The following is a 17,783-nucleotide window of genomic DNA, read 5'->3' as shown; positions in this document are numbered from 1 at the left end:
CTTAAGCTTGCCACTCTGGTTGGCCCAGAATCGGCTGAAACGTGGTGGCCACGTTTTCGAGCCACAGGGCGGTCTCGAAAGCCGGGCTTTATCTAAGTCGGAAAATCACCGACTAAGATAAACGACACCACTGAGCCAATTCTTGGCCGCCCGCCGTTAGCTACCGGACACTTATAAATTAGTGTTGATTCATTTTAAGCTATAAATTTAGCTGATCAGCCGATTATCGTGGAGCCAAAAAAACACGCCATCCAGATTTAGTCTGAATGACGTGTAAAAAACTAACGCTTATTTGCCAGCTTTCATTTGAATGGGTGCTTCAGCTGGTTCTTGCATGTTGTGTTTCTTCAAGAAGACCATTGAGACCCAGAGCAAGCCTAATGCGACAATCGCGAACAACGCTAACATCGCGATTGATGATACGAACGTCCCGGTACCCCAGCCACCGGTCAATGATTCCCGGAAAGCTAGGATGGAGTAAGTCAATGGCAAGTATGGATGAATGACGTTGAAGAAATGGTTCGTGATTTCCATTGGGAAGGTCCCACCAGAACCACCTAATTGCAACATCAGTAAGACCATGGCCAAGAATCGACCTGGGTTATCCAATAGCATCGACAAGAACATGACAATAAACATCGACGCCAGCGCAATCATAATCGCCGTGGTGAAGTAACCAGCCATGCTGATTGGCTTCAAACCAACGATCAATAAGGCGATACATTCAATAATGGCCATCAAGATGGCAACCGGTACGCCGACTGCTAACTTGCTTAAGAACCATTCCGTAGCTGTCCCATCATCATCCGACATCCGCCGAATTGGATAAGCGAAGTTAAAGACAATTGCCCCAACATAGAGCGCTAACGATAAGACGTAAGGCGCCAACGCATGCCCATAGTTTGGTACATAACTATAGTTGGAATGCGTTAATTTTGAAGGCGTTGCGAACATTTGGGCATTCGCATTCTTCAATGGCGTAGCATTAACTGTATCAGCCCCACTTTGTAAGGACTTCGCTAACGTACCGTTTCCGTTCTTGAGCTTCTTAGTTCCGCTTAAGAGTTTTGGTGAGTTAGCATCCAGTTGATCAGCCCCGTCGGCCAATTGTTGGACGCCCGTGACTAATTGACCCGTGCTACCATTTAAGGTTTGAAGCCCACCATTTAATTGGCCCGCACCAGAATCGAGTTTTTGTACGCCACTACTTAAAGCCGGTACTTGGCCGTTTAAGGTGGTTAAGCCACCAGAAACTTGCTTAGACCCATTAAACAACTGCGAAACACCGGACACTAAGGTTGGAACTTGGGCATTTAATTGCGCGGTTCCACTAGCTAATTGACTAGATCCATTAACTAGAGCTGGGGAATTAGCCGTTAATTTCTTTCCACCAGCATTTAAGTCACTAACACCTTTAACCAAGGCTGGAACTTGACCATTTAAAGTAGTTAGGCCAGTTGTTAATTGGCTAGCACCGGTATTTAGTGCCTTGGAATTATTTGCAATTTGTTGTGTCCCTGCTGATAGCTGGCTACTACCGTTAGCTAATGTACTGCCACCATCAGCTAACTGCGTAACACCATTAATTAAGTCAGGAACTTGACTCTGTAACGCAGTCGTTCCTGCTGTTAATGGCTCAATAATTTGTTTATTGACACCTACCATCCCATTTGAAACATTTTGTGAACCCACTTGAAGTGCTTGAACATTGTCAGCAGCAGTATTGATGCTATCAATTAAAGTATTCACACCGTCCTGAAGTTGACCGAAACTATCCGTCAAGCTAGCAGTTGGTGTCGCAGCAACCGGACTAGCTGCAATTGTTTTTTGCAAGTTAGCGGCATCAGCTTTTAAGGCATTGGCTGCTGTTACATTAGAAGCTGGTGCTGCATTATTTGAACTATCTTTTTGACCAACACCCTTAAGTGCAGTTTCAATGGCGCTAACTTGAGCGTCAGTTAGCTTACTGCTGCCCTTAATCGATTCGATTTTTGCATTAATTTGGCTTGTAACATCGCTACTTGAACCGGTTGTACTAGTGTTAGTCGCACCACTTGCCAACTGATTAGCATGTGTTTGCATATCACTAACAATTTTAGTAGCTTGAGCAGACGTTCCAGCGTTTTGCATGCCAGCAAGTTTTGCTTGAATTTGCTTCAATTGTTCTGCCATACCAGCCATACCTTGTTGCAAACTAACGATTTGTTTTTGATTTTCCTCGCTGGTCATGCCATCATGTAAAGCGCCTAAACCAGTAGTTACTTTATTACTACCATCTTGCAATGCAGCAAATTTTTCCGTTAACGCCGTAGTCCCAGTAACTAACTGACCAGCACCACTTGTTAACGCACCACTTTGATTTTTTAGTTGAGTCAAACCACCGTTTAAAGTTTGGGCCCCAGAATTGAGATCCTTTAACTTACTATTTACGGTATCAACACCAGACGTATAGGTCGCTACTCCAGTTTTCAACGTCTTTGAACCCGTTGTCAGCGCAGTGACCCCACTAGATAATGCTCCAGTCTTACTATTCAACGTCCGAATCCCAGTTGAAAGTGTGTAAACACCATTTGTATAAGTCACAACACCAACTTTAAGGGCTTTTGACCCATCGGCTAATTTAACAACACCATCTGACAAGGCACCGGTACTGCTATTTAAAGTACCTAACCCACTAGTAACTTGGTTAGAACCATCAGACAACTTATTAACACCGCTAGCCAAAGCCCCAGTACTACCGTTCAAGGTATCTAAACCAGTCTTCAACGCACTGCTACCATCAACCAGCTTCTTCATCCCAGCTGGCATCTGTTTAACCTTGGTATTTAACTCAGTGGTCCCGTTCTTCAACGTATGAACACCGGTCGTGTAGGTCTTTAAACCAGACTGTAAGACCACCGTCCCGTCTTTCAACTGACTGGCACCTTTAGCGGCTTTACTGAAGCCTTCACCAGCCGTCTTAACTTGCTTGAACATCGTCAATGCATAAGCCTTAGTTACTGCGGCCCGGACATTTTGATTCAACTGCGTAGCCCCAGCATCACTAATGACCTTAGCGATATAGTTCAATGACGCATTAGTCGAATAATGTAACTTCATTCGTTTCGGATTTTTGCTCGTCACCGTCGTTGCGTGTTGCGAAAAATTGCTTGGAATCGTCACGACCGTATAATATTTGTGAGTTGCCATCCCTTGTTCCGCTTTATCAGCCGAAACAAAGTGCCATCCTAATTGATCATTTTTCTTTAAATTCTTAATTAATTCTTCCCCAACTGCGAACCGCTTCCCTTGGTAGTTAATCGGTTTGTCGTTATTTACGACCGCAACTGGTAAGTGCTTTGTATCTCCATATGGATCCCAGACCGAAGTCAGGAAGAAGACACTGTACAAAAACGGAATCAATATCATGACTGATACCGAAATCCAAAGTATTTTACTATGACGAATTGCTCGCCATTCCCCGCTAATCATCTTCACAACATGGAACCTTCCTTCACCAAAAATAAATTATGTGTGCTGTTCAAGTGAGAAAAACGTCGCTAACGTCTTTTCAATTGCCGCTTGAATCTGCGGCGCCCCACCGTCGAGCCCTTCACTACTTAGCCATTGCACAATACTCGTAATCGCCCCGCTCACTAAGTAAGCCGTTAAATCCGGTTGCGACGCCTTGCGCATCATTACGAAGACCCGATCGTGAGCCCCAGCTTGTGCAATGGTCAAAAAGCAATCATTAATTACACGCTGCGAGCGATCATTGTCGCCTTCGGTATTCGTCACCAATAAATGCCGTAAAATCTGAGTATGCGTGCCAATAAAGCGCGCGATCACTCCCGAGCCAGCGGCATTAGTTTGTTCAGCCGCCAGCATTTCTTCAATTGCGCGCATCACCATTTGCGCTAGCAAGTCGAATTTATCGGTATAATATCGATAAAAACTACTACGATGGATCAACGCCCGGGCACAAATTTGTTCAACCGTGATTTGTGACATCGACCGCTGCTCCAATAACTGGTACATCGCGCGCTGCAAATCTAGCTCCGTGCGAATCGAAATTGTAACCACCCCTTTGGCCTCTTCTATTCATATATTCGAATATTAGAATGAAATAGACCTAAAACAACGCTGCTCCCTTGGCAACGATTTTAGTCCCCCTAATGCAAATATGGTTTAAGCTTCAAATCTTCCCGTAACGTGTGGATCAGATGCTCGACTTTCGTTAGTGGACCATCGAACGTCACCCGATAATAATTGCGAGTGCCTTGATGTTCAACACTCACAAAATGATGATCCTTTAAAGTCTTTAGTTGATGTGAAACCGCTGGCTGTGAAATTTGCATGATTTTAGTTAATTCCCCAACCGTTAACCCTTTAGCATGCTGGGTTAATTCAATCATGATCTGCTGGCGACGTTCATCGGCTAATACTTCGAAAATTGGAATCGTATCCCGGAACTCTTGTAAAGCCGCTTCGTTTGGATTCATTTGGTTAGCTCCTTTCATTCTTATATTCTAATATTGGAATGAATCAATGGTAACCCTTTTCAATTTTTTTTGCAACACCTTTTAAAAACTGTCTGATTTTAAAACACATTCAGTTTGTTGCGCTTCTAGCTTAATTAGAAAGCGATTACAATTAGAACATTAAAGGAGGCACAGGCTGATGAAACCCTTACGTCAAGCGTCCTTATTAATTAGATTATTATTACTAACTGGTTGCTGGATTTTAATTCAAGTCTTATTATTACCGCTAACTCTGCACCAGAATGATCTCGTCATGTTGTACTCAAGTATCGGATTACTCAGCTTAATCATTGGTGTGACCGGTTACGATAGTTACTGTGCCATCCGTCATACCAAAGCCGCCTGTTTTATTTTGATTGATTTATTGACCTTAGCGTTGGCCGGTTGGCTGTTATTTTTAATCTAAACTTCCTAGAATCCTGATTGGTGACGGACTGCCCCCGTTGCTGATTGGGATTTTTTGTGGTTCCTACTGACTTGCCGAAACGTGTTCGGCACAGCTGGGGACTCCGCTTGCTACGCCAAGCCAACGACTCGGAAAGACTACCGAGTCATTGGCTTAGCTAGGCAATGCTCGACCCCAACCCGCTGTACCTCTCACTCTACAAAAAAGCACCCAACCAATGGCTAGGTACTCAAAGGGTAATTGCATTCAAACGATAACTCGCAATGATCAAGTTGGGAGCTTGATCACCGTTATGGAAAAGTCACAGGTATTCTGGGAAGGATTAACCGATGACTCGATTCGTTTGGGTATAGCGCTACTTGTTAATAAATTTAAGAGAAAATAGCAATTAACGGCGGTTAAGCAACGCTATGTCCCTTAGTATAACCGCTTTCACCATAGTTACCAGTTTACTTAAATTAATTTGTCCTAAAATGCGACAAAATTTTAAAATTGTCGCGTTCCCTAATCATCGCACTTGGAAACGGTTAATGCTACAATTTGAATGCACCATAAATTACGATTTGGAGATGACCATATGCAATCCCAACTCTATCCTTACTTTGCTTTTGAAAATGCGAAAGCGGCCATTGACTACTATCAACGAGTCTTTGGGGCGACTGACGTTTACCGATTAAGTCCTAAACCGGAACAAGCACAACAATTTGGCTTGCCAGCCGATGCCGACCTAAACAATATGACCATGCATGGTGGCTTCACCATTCTAGGCACGAAAGTCGAATGTGCCGATGCCTTTCGGGGCACCCCGCAACCATCTGAACAGATTACCTTAATGATTGATATTAATAGTGAAGATGAGGCTAGCAATCAAGCTGCTGAAGACTTCTACCAGCACCTCGTTGACTCTGGTGAAGTGACCATCAACATGCCATTTGCCGAACAATTCTGGGGTGGCAAGATGGGCCAATTCACCGATAAATTCGGTGTGAATTGGATGCTTCATACCTCACCTTGGTCAATCGCCGCGGATCATCAAAACGATTAAGCTAAAAAACGTGCCTGGCAAAATGTCAGACACGTTTTGTTTATTTAGCGTGATTATAAGCTTTCTTAGCGTACTTATACCCATACTTAGCCAATTCTTTCTCAACTTGCTTGGTCGTGGTCGTCCGCTTTGACGAATAACGATTAGCATTGCCCGTATTATTGCTAGTCGTCACTTTATCAGCGCCAGCGACTTGCATACTGGCATCGGCTTTACCGCGACCCGTGGCATAATCAAAGCTAACGCCCGGTTCAACGTTCCAAATGTAAACATTGAAGTTAACACTACCATCGGTGGATACCGCTTGTGACCAATAGCCCCGTGGCATTAATTCATTCCCCCGAAAGACGGTTGTCACCCGGTAGATGACTTTTTTACCTTGTTCCAACGCGGTCCGCACTTGATTTTCATAAATCTGCATCGTCTTTTGGTTAGAATAAGCGGTTTGTGTGGCTAAATTCTTCGGATTATCCAAGCTACCATCTTCACCAGCTTTATAGACTCCAGTGTTGGTTAAGTTAAATGATAACGTATACGCGATTAAATGTCCGCGGTTCTGCGGATAGACCCGCTTACCGTTAACTTTAATTGGCTGATTATGCCAACCAGTCGGACTCCAAGTCTGTGCAGTTCGGCCAGCTGAACGTCCTAAATTAGCTTTACTCAAATAAGCCGTGTCCGTGGTCGTCCGATTCAAGCTATCAAGATTCCCATAATCGATCTTTGAATACTTCCATAGACTCGCCTTCAACGTACTCTTACCGCTATTCACCTTAATTGCAGCGGCACTGCCGGATTTATAATCTTGCTTGGCTAAGGCCGCATAAGTGCCTTTGACATTACCGGTAGTCGCCGTGGTGTCGCTACTGCTAGTTGTGCTCGAACCGCTATCACTCGTCGATTGGTCTAAACTACTGCAACCGCCGAGCAACAGTATTAAACTCAAAATCCCCATTAAGGTCGCTGATCGTAACCATTTCATCAAATTCATTCCGCCCCATCTTTTTAGATTGTGACTCTATCATACCGTATTTTAGTCAGGGGAACAAACGTTTTTTGAAGTCAAATTTTATTGACGTCGGTTAAGCCAGTCAGACCGTAAGATACCATACTTAACTGAGTCATAATATTGACCTTGCCAATAACGGACTTGCGGTATTCGACCTTCTAAGTTCAAGCCAATCGCTGTCGCCAGATGCATCATCCGCTGATTGCCTGACCAAGTGGTTAACCCAATATGTGGCAAGGCTGTCACGTCGTTAAATAAATGATCTAACCATTGGGATAACGCCTGGCGACCTATATGTTGGCCCCAGTGCTGGTCGTCAAAGATCAAAATGCCCACTTCAAGCCACCGCTCTAAGTCCCCATCCACAAAGTGATAATTGACACTACCAACGATGGCTTCATCCACGGTAATGACCCAGTTACGCTGATCCGTCAGCCAATCATGCGGTCCAATTAAACTGTTAAAGACAATCTGACTCGGCAACGTGTCATGAAAGTAAGGCCCGTTCCATTTAAGCCACTCCGCATCGGGATGACTAAAACCGATCTGCCAGAGTTCATCTAGTTCCGTTGGCTTGACCGGCCGAATCTTAACCGTCGTCATGGCAAGACCACCACTTTGCCCAAGCTATGGCCGCTTTCCAGGTATTCATGAGCGGCTTGCACGCCATCTAAATCAAAAACTTTAGTTAGCGTTACATCGACATGGTGATCAGCAATTAGCGCCAATAGGTCATCTAACTGTGACTGCACGACTTCACCGGAGTAAAAGGCCGTTAAGTAGCCGTCATTTGGGATCTGCATAATCGGATCAAATTGATCTAACGTCCAGACGCCACCTAATTCGCCAGTTGAACTCACAATGCCAAAATGACGCAAAAATTGTAATGAATCGGGGACTGTGGCAGGACCAATCAGATCCAAAATACGATCAAACCGTTGATCAGTCTGCAGTTGGCCATCGATATCACCAATGACATCATCGTAACCGATTGCCTGTAATTCAGACCGTTTAGCCACATTACGGGTACTGCCAAACACTTGAATATCCGGCTGCATGGCATGGGCTAACTTGACGGCCATCACGCCGACCCCGCTCGTGCCACCACGAATCAAGAGTTTTTGTTGTGGCTGTAATTGTAACCCTAATAAAGCCCCATACGCGGTATAACCGGTTTCCGGAATGGCTGCTAAATCCGCCCAGCTTAGTTCACTATGAATGGGATACAGTTGATCATTTGGTAGCAATGCATATTCCGCATAACTGCCATCAAACGCCCGACCCATTTCGCCCATAATTGACATGGCTTGCTGACCAACCGGCAAACGAGTTGTATCGGTCGTCGCCGCAATCTCACCCACGGCTTCAATGCCCAAGATACGTGGAAATTGAACACTTGGTGATTTGCCTTCACGCGTAAAAATTTCAGAATGATTAATGCCAAAGCCGCACACTTTTAATAATGACCAGCCGGGCTTAACACTCGGGGTTGGTACGTCACTCACCGTTAAGACGGCCGGACCACCTGGTTGTTGCACTTTTATTGCTCGCATTGATTATTTTGCCTCCGTTTAAAGTCAAGTATAGTAAAAGACCGCCCTAGCAACAACTAAAGCGGTCAACTAAATTTAATTAAGATGATGACTTAAACTAGGACTTTTCAAACTAAAGTGATGATGCGCGTGTGGTTTGCGGAACCAGAAGATATTAACTGCTAAGCCGATGACCAGTAAAACCAACGCTAAGCTCATAATATGATGCAAGCCAGTGTGTAAAATCGTCCGCATAGCTGGAATAAGCTGCGCTGGCAACCGTTTTGCACTGTTCGCGTCACTCAATTCATTCAACATATTCATTGTGATTTTGCCATGCGATTGGGCCACGCCTGACGTCAATGATTGGTTTAAAACCACACTATAGATTGAAGACATAAACGTCTGACCTAACATTCGGACTAACAAGCTAAACGAGGTCGCAATCGGCACATCGCGATGCGCTGCTTGCTGTTGCACGCTGACTTGCAAGACGGTAAAACAAATCCCAATCCCGCAGCCTTGAAATGCTCCAGCTAACAATAAGAACCAATAACTCGTCCGCAAGCCGGCGACTGCCAGTAACCCACAGGCAATCAACATGCCGGCGAAACCAATCATGACCATCGTCCGCGTCGACCATTTTTGCCCATGATTAGAACTCCACTGAGCGCCTAAGAAGTTCGTCACTGACCCAGGAATCTGAGTGACACCACCAATAACCGCCGTGGTTCCCAATAATCCTTGCGCCCACATTGGCACATAGACATTGAACCCAACGAAAAAGCCATAAATTAAAAAGAACATCACAAATGATGCCACTAAATAACGATTTTTAAACAATCGACTTGGAATAATCGGATCAACTGCCCGATGTTCGACAGCCATTAAGCCGGCTAATAAGGCCAAAGCTAACGCCAAAATTAAGCCAACCCCAATGATTGGCAACTTACCAATCATTTCAATACCGACTAACAGACTGACCAACCCGCTCGTTAACAAGGCCGCACCCAGGTAGTCCACTTTTGACGCTGTTTTGGTAATTTTAGGTGCCTGATACAACGCTTGAATAATGGCAATTGATGCCAAACCGATGGGCACATTGATATAAAATACCCAGTGCCAACCGAGATTATCGACAATAAAGCCACCGACTAACGGGCCAATAATGGCGGCGGTACTAAAACTAGCGGTGACGTAGCCAAAAACCTTACCGCGCTTAATCGGATCATGATAAATCTCAGCATAGATAATGTACGGAATGGCGGTCATCCCACCACTCCCAATTCCCATAACGGTCCGAGCAATAATTAAGAAAATAATATTTGGCGCCAGACCTTCTAACAACGCCCCAATCACAAAAATCGTGGTCGAAATCTGATAGGCCTGCTTATTCCCAATCCGTTCACCTAATTTACTCCATAACGGCGTGGTCACCGCGCCGCCTAATAAGAAGACGGCCACGATCCACCCCATCAATTGAATCCCATGCAGATCACTAATGATTGCAGGTAGCGCGGTACTAATAATCGTACTATCTAGCCCATTCATCGCGTTCGACAACAACAACGCAACTGTCACAATCATCACAACTTTTTTCGACACCACTAACTTCCTCTCTATGCTTATCTATGTATTTTCCACTCATATATCACTCAAATTGCCGCTATGGTTGGTCTGGATTGATGCTGGAACGTGGTGGCCGCGTTTGGAAGCCAAAATACGGTCTTCCAAGCCGGGCTTTGACTAAGGACGAGAAGAACACTCGACCTAAGTCAAACGACACCACTGAGCATCATCCAGCCCGCCCTTCGCTAAATTAGCTGACTAATTATTTGTTTAAAGCTACTGCAACACTAATCGTATTCCTAATCAAATGATTAAAATGACTAGCAACTACTTATAAATACCTGTTAATCAACGCCGGGCGGGTCAGAATTGGCTCAGTGGTGTCGTTTATCTTGGTCGGTGGTTTTTCCGACCTAGATAAAGCCCGGCTTATGAGACCGAACTTTGGCTCATAAACGTGGCCACCACGTTCCAGCCGATTCTGGCCCAACCAGAGTGACCAAAAACACCACACTATTTTTATTCAAAAATAAGTTTTTCATGCACTTCTAAGATTACACTATTTTCAGGAATCACACCACGTTATTTTCTGAAAATCGACACAAAAAGACCACCATGCCGAAGCACCGTGGTTATTTGTGATCTAGAGTCACACACATTTTATCCGTTAAGTTAGGGTTGGATCATCATCAAGCAAGTTTCGCTCGATTGACAATGACCATAGTATAGACGCGAGTTATGAAAAAAGTGTGACGGTTTCCAGTTAAAAACATGATTTACCCAGCATCAGCTTGCCGATTGGTTTGCCAATCCTGCTTCATTAAATGATAGGCCAGCACGCGTACCGTCTCACCATTATCTAGGGTGAATGTCTCAAGTTCACCTTGATCATACATGCCCATCTTGGCCATTACCCGGCCAGAATTAGGATTGGCATCCGCATAATGCGCTTGCAGCTCATCAAAACCAAGCGTTTCAAAACCATACGCCATCATCGCCCGACCAGCTTCAGCCACATAGCCATGGCCCCATGCACTGGGACTTAAAGCATAAGTCAAGATGCCGGTCGTCCCTTCTGGATGGAATTCATAAAAGCCAATCAACTGATGATCACTTTTAGTTTCGATCCCAAAGGTCGTGGTTGTATCGGTTAAAAAGTGCGCTTTGAAGCTATCATCAAAATCAGCGGGCGTCTTTAATGCGCGGTAACGCAAATACGCAACAACTCGCGGGTCTAGCAACATCGCCTGCAACGCATCATGGTCACTAGGACGTATCGGTCGAATACTTAGTCGTTCTGTCAAAATTGGTTGCATGTCTTATGCCATCTCCAAATTACGGTTTAATTGTTTTAGTATACGACCTGACCGTCATTTTTCAATTCATAAGTTCTAACCACCGATCGTGGTGTGAAACAATGCCCCCAAGGCAAACGTCACCACCGTTGTAAGTAGACCCACGATAATATTACGCAACATCGTCTGCTTAGTCGACATTGTCTGCGAATGTGAGCTGACTAGCCCATTCAACGCTAAGGCAATCACCATCGCAATCAACGTGCCTAGTTCTTTATACGGATTTGGAATTAACGTCATCGCTAATAGCGGAATCAGCGCCCCCGCAATAAACGACAAGAATGACGTTGCCGCCGCATGCCAGGGATTTAAGTAATGCCCAACTTTAATCTGATACGTATCGGCGACCTCATCATTGACTTGTGTCTGAATATTGACTTGCGCCATTAATTCATCGGCCACTGTTTCAGCAGTCTTTTTGCTTAATCCTTTTTTCAAGTAAGTTGTCACGATATGTTGCCGCGACATCGCGGGCGTGGCGGCCGTTTCACTCAAAACTTTTTTTACCGTATTCTTTTGAATATCGTGTTGGGCACTAACCGAAATATATTCACCACCAGCCATTGAACAGGCACCAGCTAACATGCCGGCAACGCCAGAGACTAAGAGATAGTTACTCGAAAAGTTAGCCCCCATCGCCCCCAGCACAATCCCCGAGACCGAAATAATACCATCATTGGCGCCTAAAATACCAGCCCGAATAATGTTTAACCGATCCGCTAACATGGTGTGTTTAAAATATGCTCGTAATGAAAATTCCATCAGTATCCGCTCCCCTGGCTACCAGCCATTAATTCGAACTTTAATGCCGTGTTGCTCAATATGCTGCTTATAATCCACTAAATCTTCTGCTTGTAACTGTTTAACATCTTCCAGTTCATATTTCCGACCTAAATCTTGATACTTCTTCAAGCCAAATTGGTGAAATGGGAGTAACTCAACTTCCGGTACCCCGAGCTTTACAAACAACTCACCAAAGTGGTCCGCATCAGCCAACGTGTAGTTAAATCCTGGAATGACCGGAATCCGCACCATCATTGTCTTATGGGCTTTGACAGCGGTTTCTAAATTCTTCAAAATAACCGTGTTATCAGCACCCGTCCCCGCCCGATGTTGATTGCGGTCCCATTGCTTACAATCATAATACATAAAGTCCATGTATGACATAAATTCTTTAAATAATTTTGGCGTGGTATAGCCAGTTGTCTCACAAGCGAGATGAATCCCCGCTTTTTTAATGGCTTTGGCGAGTTCAATCGCAAACGGTGCTTGAAATAACACTTCACCACCGGAAAAAGTCACCCCACCACCAGATTCTTCATAAAAGTCGCGATCTTGTAAAATCACTTTCATAATTTCATCCACCGTCATATAGTCGCCGACGATAGTTTCTTTGGCCGTTTGCTCATCATACATCGACTCCTGCACGCCCGATTGCGACTCAGGATTCGAGCACCATTTGCACCGCAATGGACAACCTTTAAAGAAGACCACCGTTCGAATACCCGGACCATCATTAATACTGAATTTTTGAATATTGAAGACAAGCCCTTTCAGCGGTGCCGTCGTTGTGGTTACTGTTGCCATTTTGGTCACTCCTTATTGTCATTGATTGACTCTATCCTAACGCACTTGTTATCAAACGTAAATAGTTATTCTTTCGAAAGAAAGTAATCATGATTCGTTTACGGCCAGAACCGTGCTATAATGAAAGCAACAGGATGGTGAGATTAATGAACAAACGTAATGAACAACTCCTCCAAATCGTCAACCAACGAAAAAAAATCGAAGTTAATGAACTCGCTGATCTGCTGCAAGTCTCGAAAGTCACGATTCGTAAGGATTTGACCCAGTTAGAAGACCGTGGTTTACTGCAACGGCAACACGGCTTTGCCATTATCAATAATCCGAACGACTTGAAGTTCCGTTTAGCCCAGAATTATGACGTCAAACGTCAAATCGCCCAAGCGGCCGCCGCAACGGTTCAGGATAACGAAACCATCATGATTGAATCCGGCTCAACTTGTGCGCTGATGGCTGAAGAACTCGCGAAGGCCAACCAACACGTCACAATTATCACCATTTCATTTTTCATTGCGAATTATGTTCGCGACTACCCCAACATTCGCGTCAACGTCTTAGGCGGTGAATACCAGCCAGACTCACAAGTGGCGGTCGGCCCGTTAACCAAAGCCATGCTGGCGAACTTCCACACTGACAAGCTATTTGTCGGGACGGATGGCTTTGACGCACACTTTGGCTTCTATAGTAATGACATTATGCGGGCTGATACCGTACAGGCCATGGCAGACAACGCTGACAACACGATTATCTTGACTGATTCGAGCAAATTCGATGCAAAAAGTACCGTGCGCCAACTCAGTCTGGATCAGGTCAACACGGTCATTACCGATACTGATATTTCGACCACACTACAACAACGACTAATTAACCATGATATTCGGACCCAATTAGTCGAGACCCACGCTTAGGATTAACGTCCTAAGCGTTTTTTATTTAACGCTTACTTGGCACAAGGTATACTGATGGAAAGGATGTGCCAATATGCAAACAACAAGCTATACTGACTTCCGACAAAATCTTAAGTCTTACATGCACCAAGTAAACGATACCCCTGAACCGCTAACCGTAACCAACCCCAAATTCAACAACAATATTGTCGTTCTCTCAGTAGATACCTATGAATCAATTATGGAAACTCTCGCAATCATGTCCAACACAAAACTAATGGAACGGATCAAAGAAAGCGACTGGCAACTCACACAACGTGGCTTTAAACAGCACAAGCTATTAATCAATATGCATAATAAGCATTAGCCAATCACGACCACGCTTAGGATTAACGTCCTAAGCGTTTTTTAGTCTCCTCATTGTTAATTAGTTAGTTGCACATCCGTGCATTTTAGAAGAAGTTGGCTTGAGAATCCTGGTTTTATTTGAAAGCGCTTGACGTCATCGGTAGGCATGTTATGATTAGTTACGTAAGAAAGATAAATCAGTTTCGAACAACAGGAGGAACGTATTATGACAGCGACACTTACCCAAAATAAAACCACTACAACTAAAACCGAGAATCACTTTGGCAAACTAACCCCGATGATGGACCGGTTCCGTGACAGTATTATTGATGCTAAGCCGTACGTTGACCCTGAACGAGCCATCCTCACGACCGAAACTTACAAAGCCCATCAAGATGAACAAGTCGATATTTTACGCGCTAAGATGCTTGAAAACGTGCTCGCCAAGATGAGTATCTTTATCGAAGACGATACTTTGTTAGCCGGGAACCAGGCGCGGCAAAACCGCTGGGCCCCTGTCTTCCCAGAATATTCAATGAACTGGGTCATCGACGAACTCGATACTTTCGAAAAACGCCCTGGCGATGTCTTCTATATTACGGAAGACTCTAAAAAAGAACTTCGCGAAATTGCCCCATTCTGGAAGCACAATACCTTGGAAGATCGTGGCTATCAGTCATTCCCTGAAGCTAGCCGGATTTTCTACGATCTCGGCGTGATTGGCGCTGACGGGAACATTACTTCTGGTGATGGGCACATTGCCGTTGACTACAAGAACGTCGTCAACAAAGGCTTAAAATGGTACGAAGACCGCATCAAAGCTGCATTAGCTGACTTAGACTTAACCGACTTTCCTAGTCAAAAGAAGTACTACTTCTACAAAGCCGGCTTAATCGTCATCGACGCCATTCATAACTTTGCTAAGCGTTATGCCGCATTAGCTGCAAAGCAAGCTGCTAGTGCCACTAATCCAACTCGTAAAGCGCAACTTGAAAAGATGTCTCAAATCTTAACTAAAGTTCCTTATGAACCAGCCGACACGTTCTATGAAGCGATTCAAGCTGTCTGGTTAGTTCATCTGACCTTGCAGATTGAATCCAATGGTCACTCCGTCTCATACGGCCGCTTGGACCAATACTTGGATCCATTTTATGAACATGACTTAAAGACTGGCAAGATTGACGCTGATCACGCCACGGAACTTTTAACCAACTTATGTCTTAAGACCTTAACCATCAACAAGGTCCGGTCATGGCAGCATACGGAATTCTCCGCCGGTAGTCCCCTTTACCAAAACATTACCATTGGTGGTCAAACTCCTGATGGCAAAGATGCGGTTAATCCGATGAGCTACTTGATCTTACGGGCGATCGCGCAAGCCCACTTACCACAACCTAACTTAACCGTTCGTTACCACAAGGGCTTAAGTGATAAATTCATGCGTGAATGTGTCGAAGTCATTAAGCAAGGCTTAGGGATGCCCGCCTTCAACAACGATGAAGTGATCATTCCATCCTTTATGCGGCGGGGCGTCAAAAAGGAAGATGCATATAATTACAGCGCGATTGGCTGTGTCGAAACGGCGATTCCTGGTAAATGGGGTTATCGTTGTACCGGGATGAGCTTTATCAACTTCCCACGGGTTCTCTTAATCGTAATGAATGGCGGGATTGATCCCGAATCTGGTAAACGGTTATTACCGGACTACGGCAAGTTCACCGACATGACCTCATACGACCAATTGATGGCCGCTTGGGACAAAGCCTTACGCGAAATGACGCGTCAAAGTGTCATTATCGAAAATAGCTGTGACCTAGCTTTGGAACAAAACTACCCTGATATTCTCTGCTCCGTTTTAACTGACGACTGCATTGGCCGTGGCAAGACTATTAAAGAAGGCGGCGCCGTTTACGACTTCATTAGTGGCTTACAAGTTGGGATTGCCAACTTAGCCGACTCCTTAGCGGCCGTTAAGAAGTTAGTCTTTGAAGAAAAACAGCTCACGACGCAACAGTTATGGGACGCTTTAAAGTCCGACTTTGCTGGCAAAGATGGCGAAAAGATCCGGCAGATGTTAATCAATGACGCCCCGAAATATGGGAACGATGACGATTACGTGGATGACTTAATCGTGGACGCTTATCAGCCTTATATCGACGAAATCGCTAAGTACAAAAATACCCGTTACGGTCGTGGCCCAATCGGTGGTTTACGTTACGCTGGGACGTCATCAATTTCCGCTAACGTCGGTCAAGGCCACAGTACTTTAGCCACGCCAGATGGCCGGCATGCCCGGACACCGTTAGCTGAAGGCTGCTCACCAGAACATTCCATGGATGCCGATGGACCAACGGCGGTATTTAAGTCCGTTTCCAAATTACACACGGAAGATATTACCGGTGGCGTGCTCTTGAACCAAAAGATGTCACCTCAGATCTTACGTAGCGATGAAAGCTGCATGAAGTTAGTCGCCCTCTTACGGACCTTCTTCAACCGGCTGCACGGTTATCACGTTCAATACAACATTGTCTCCCGTGATACCTTAGTCGATGCCCAGAATCACCCCGCTAAACACCGGGACTTAATCGTTCGGGTCGCTGGCTACTCCGCCTTCTTCGTGGGCTTATCGAAAGAAACCCAAGATGATATTATCGAACGGACGGAACAATCTCTTTAAATCAAACTAGTTTAAAAGCGTCTTAGCAGATTTTGCTAAGACGCTTTTGGTTTACTTATGCCAGATGATGACGTTTGGTGTTCGTCAAAGTTGCCGCCTGCCAGTTAGTTCCTAAAACGCTGGAACGCTATGAGTCATTTTGAAGTTAAAGATCGGACTTCAAAACTGAACCTGGCGTAATCGTACTAAAACCAATAACACGGCTAAGCATTTTGGGACCCAATCTCGCAGCTAAATGACTGAACTGGAAATAATCAATTATTAACTTTTTAATAGCCGGTTGCTAACGCCGGGCGGGCCAGAATTGGCTCAGTGGTGTCGTTTATCTTGGTCGGTGATTTCCCGACTCAGATAAAGCCCGGCTTTCGAGACCGGTTTGTAGCTCGAAAACGTGGCCACCACGTTCCAGCCGATTCTGGCCCAACCAGAGTGACAAATTAATCCAACTAGCAAATTAAGAATACATCAAAAAAGTCCAGCCAATGCTGGACTTTTTAATCAATACGCACTATATGATGAATAATCCCTAAACACCTAGCGCTAACCGAGCTTCTCGTGACATTCGAGCAATCGACCAGGCTGGCTCCCAAACTAAATTAATCACAACTTCTTTAACTTCGGGTAAGTCACCTAACGCTTCGGCGATGCCACTGGCTAGTTCATCGGTCAGTGGGCAACCCATGATAGTCAACGTCATCGTGACCCGCGCTTCGCCAATATCATTTAACGTCACATCATAGATCAAACCGAGGTTAACAATATCAACGCCCAGTTCTGGATCAATCACCTTTTTTAAAGCTTCAATCGCCTTATCTTTAAATGCAGTTGTTTCTGCCATCGCGATGGTCCTC

The 17,783-nt window shown here is 44.8% G+C and carries 16 protein-coding genes; 5 read left to right on the top strand and 11 right to left on the bottom strand.

The features are described 5' to 3' along the window. Positions 1-288: 288 nt before the first annotated feature. The 3 genes from FFM77_RS06505 to FFM77_RS06495 form a co-directional block, all read right to left on the bottom strand. Positions 289-3,471, bottom strand: a complete 3,183-nt coding sequence (locus tag FFM77_RS06505; RefSeq protein WP_137634967.1) for a YhgE/Pip domain-containing protein — start codon at positions 3,469-3,471, stop codon at positions 289-291. Between the two features lie 36 nt (positions 3,472-3,507). Then, positions 3,508-4,062 (bottom strand): TetR/AcrR family transcriptional regulator, encoded by a 555-nt coding sequence (locus FFM77_RS06500; protein WP_223876794.1) that lies wholly within the window; start codon positions 4,060-4,062, stop codon positions 3,508-3,510. An 89-nt stretch (positions 4,063-4,151) separates the two neighbouring features. Continuing rightward, a complete protein-coding gene (locus FFM77_RS06495) occupies positions 4,152-4,481 on the bottom strand; it encodes an ArsR/SmtB family transcription factor (RefSeq protein ID WP_137634953.1) in 330 nt (109 codons plus the stop codon). 178 nt (positions 4,482-4,659) lie between these two features. Between FFM77_RS06495 and FFM77_RS06490 the strand changes: the two genes are divergently transcribed. Next, a complete protein-coding gene (locus FFM77_RS06490; RefSeq protein WP_137634952.1) occupies positions 4,660-4,926 on the top strand; it encodes a hypothetical protein in 267 nt (88 codons plus the stop codon). A 577-nt stretch (positions 4,927-5,503) separates the two neighbouring features. After that, entirely contained in the window at positions 5,504-5,971 is a 468-nt protein-coding gene (locus tag FFM77_RS06485) for a VOC family protein (protein WP_137634951.1), read from the top strand. Positions 5,972-6,011: 40 nt separating this feature from the next. Here FFM77_RS06485 and FFM77_RS06480 read toward each other — a convergent pair whose 3' ends face one another. From FFM77_RS06480 to FFM77_RS06450, 7 genes are all read right to left on the bottom strand, one after another. Then, complete coding sequence (locus FFM77_RS06480; RefSeq protein WP_379892430.1) at positions 6,012-6,953, bottom strand: DNA/RNA non-specific endonuclease; 942 nt, start codon at positions 6,951-6,953, stop codon at positions 6,012-6,014. Positions 6,954-7,040: 87 nt separating this feature from the next. Next, entirely contained in the window at positions 7,041-7,583 is a 543-nt protein-coding gene (locus FFM77_RS06475; protein WP_137634950.1) for a GNAT family N-acetyltransferase, read from the bottom strand. Then, positions 7,580-8,533 carry a zinc-binding dehydrogenase gene (locus FFM77_RS06470; RefSeq protein ID WP_137634949.1) on the bottom strand — a complete coding sequence of 318 codons (954 nt, stop codon included), beginning with the start codon at positions 8,531-8,533 and terminating at the stop codon, positions 7,580-7,582. Before FFM77_RS06470 ends, FFM77_RS06475 begins: the two co-directional genes overlap by 4 nt. A gap of 75 nt (positions 8,534-8,608) precedes the next feature. After that, positions 8,609-10,117 carry an MFS transporter gene (locus FFM77_RS06465; protein ID WP_137634948.1) on the bottom strand — a complete coding sequence of 503 codons (1,509 nt, stop codon included), beginning with the start codon at positions 10,115-10,117 and terminating at the stop codon, positions 8,609-8,611. Between the two features lie 740 nt (positions 10,118-10,857). Beyond that, complete coding sequence (locus FFM77_RS06460; RefSeq protein WP_137634947.1) at positions 10,858-11,397, bottom strand: GNAT family N-acetyltransferase; 540 nt, start codon at positions 11,395-11,397, stop codon at positions 10,858-10,860. A 75-nt stretch (positions 11,398-11,472) separates the two neighbouring features. Further along, positions 11,473-12,198, bottom strand: coding sequence for a VIT1/CCC1 transporter family protein (locus FFM77_RS06455; RefSeq protein ID WP_137634946.1), 726 nt, complete (start codon positions 12,196-12,198; stop codon positions 11,473-11,475). Positions 12,199-12,216: 18 nt separating this feature from the next. Continuing rightward, complete coding sequence (locus FFM77_RS06450) at positions 12,217-13,023, bottom strand: glycyl-radical enzyme activating protein (protein WP_137634945.1); 807 nt, start codon at positions 13,021-13,023, stop codon at positions 12,217-12,219. Positions 13,024-13,169: 146 nt separating this feature from the next. On the opposite strand from FFM77_RS06450, the gene FFM77_RS06445 reads away from it, so the two are divergent. The 3 genes from FFM77_RS06445 (at position 13,170) to FFM77_RS06435 (ending at position 16,932) form a co-directional block, all read left to right on the top strand. Continuing rightward, positions 13,170-13,928, top strand: coding sequence for a DeoR/GlpR family DNA-binding transcription regulator (locus FFM77_RS06445; RefSeq protein ID WP_137634944.1), 759 nt, complete (start codon positions 13,170-13,172; stop codon positions 13,926-13,928). A 73-nt stretch (positions 13,929-14,001) separates the two neighbouring features. Further along, positions 14,002-14,274 (top strand): type II toxin-antitoxin system Phd/YefM family antitoxin, encoded by a 273-nt coding sequence (locus tag FFM77_RS06440; protein WP_137634943.1) that lies wholly within the window; start codon positions 14,002-14,004, stop codon positions 14,272-14,274. A gap of 207 nt (positions 14,275-14,481) precedes the next feature. Next, on the top strand, positions 14,482-16,932 hold the full coding sequence (locus FFM77_RS06435; RefSeq protein WP_137634942.1) for a glycyl radical protein: 2,451 nt from the start codon (positions 14,482-14,484) through the stop codon (positions 16,930-16,932). 526 nt (positions 16,933-17,458) lie between these two features. On the opposite strand, the gene FFM77_RS06430 is transcribed toward FFM77_RS06435, so the two are convergent. Next, the gene (locus FFM77_RS06430) at positions 17,459-17,770 is read right to left on the bottom strand and encodes a metal-sulfur cluster assembly factor (protein ID WP_137634941.1); all 312 of its coding nucleotides are present in this window, start codon (positions 17,768-17,770) and stop codon (positions 17,459-17,461) included. Positions 17,771-17,783 lie beyond the last annotated feature (13 nt).

This window comes from Lactiplantibacillus songbeiensis (assembly GCF_005405125.1).
Lineage (GTDB): Bacteria > Bacillota > Bacilli > Lactobacillales > Lactobacillaceae > Lactiplantibacillus > Lactiplantibacillus songbeiensis.
The sequence above is the reverse complement of the archived record's forward strand: the minus strand, read 5'-3'. Positions and strand labels throughout refer to the sequence as shown.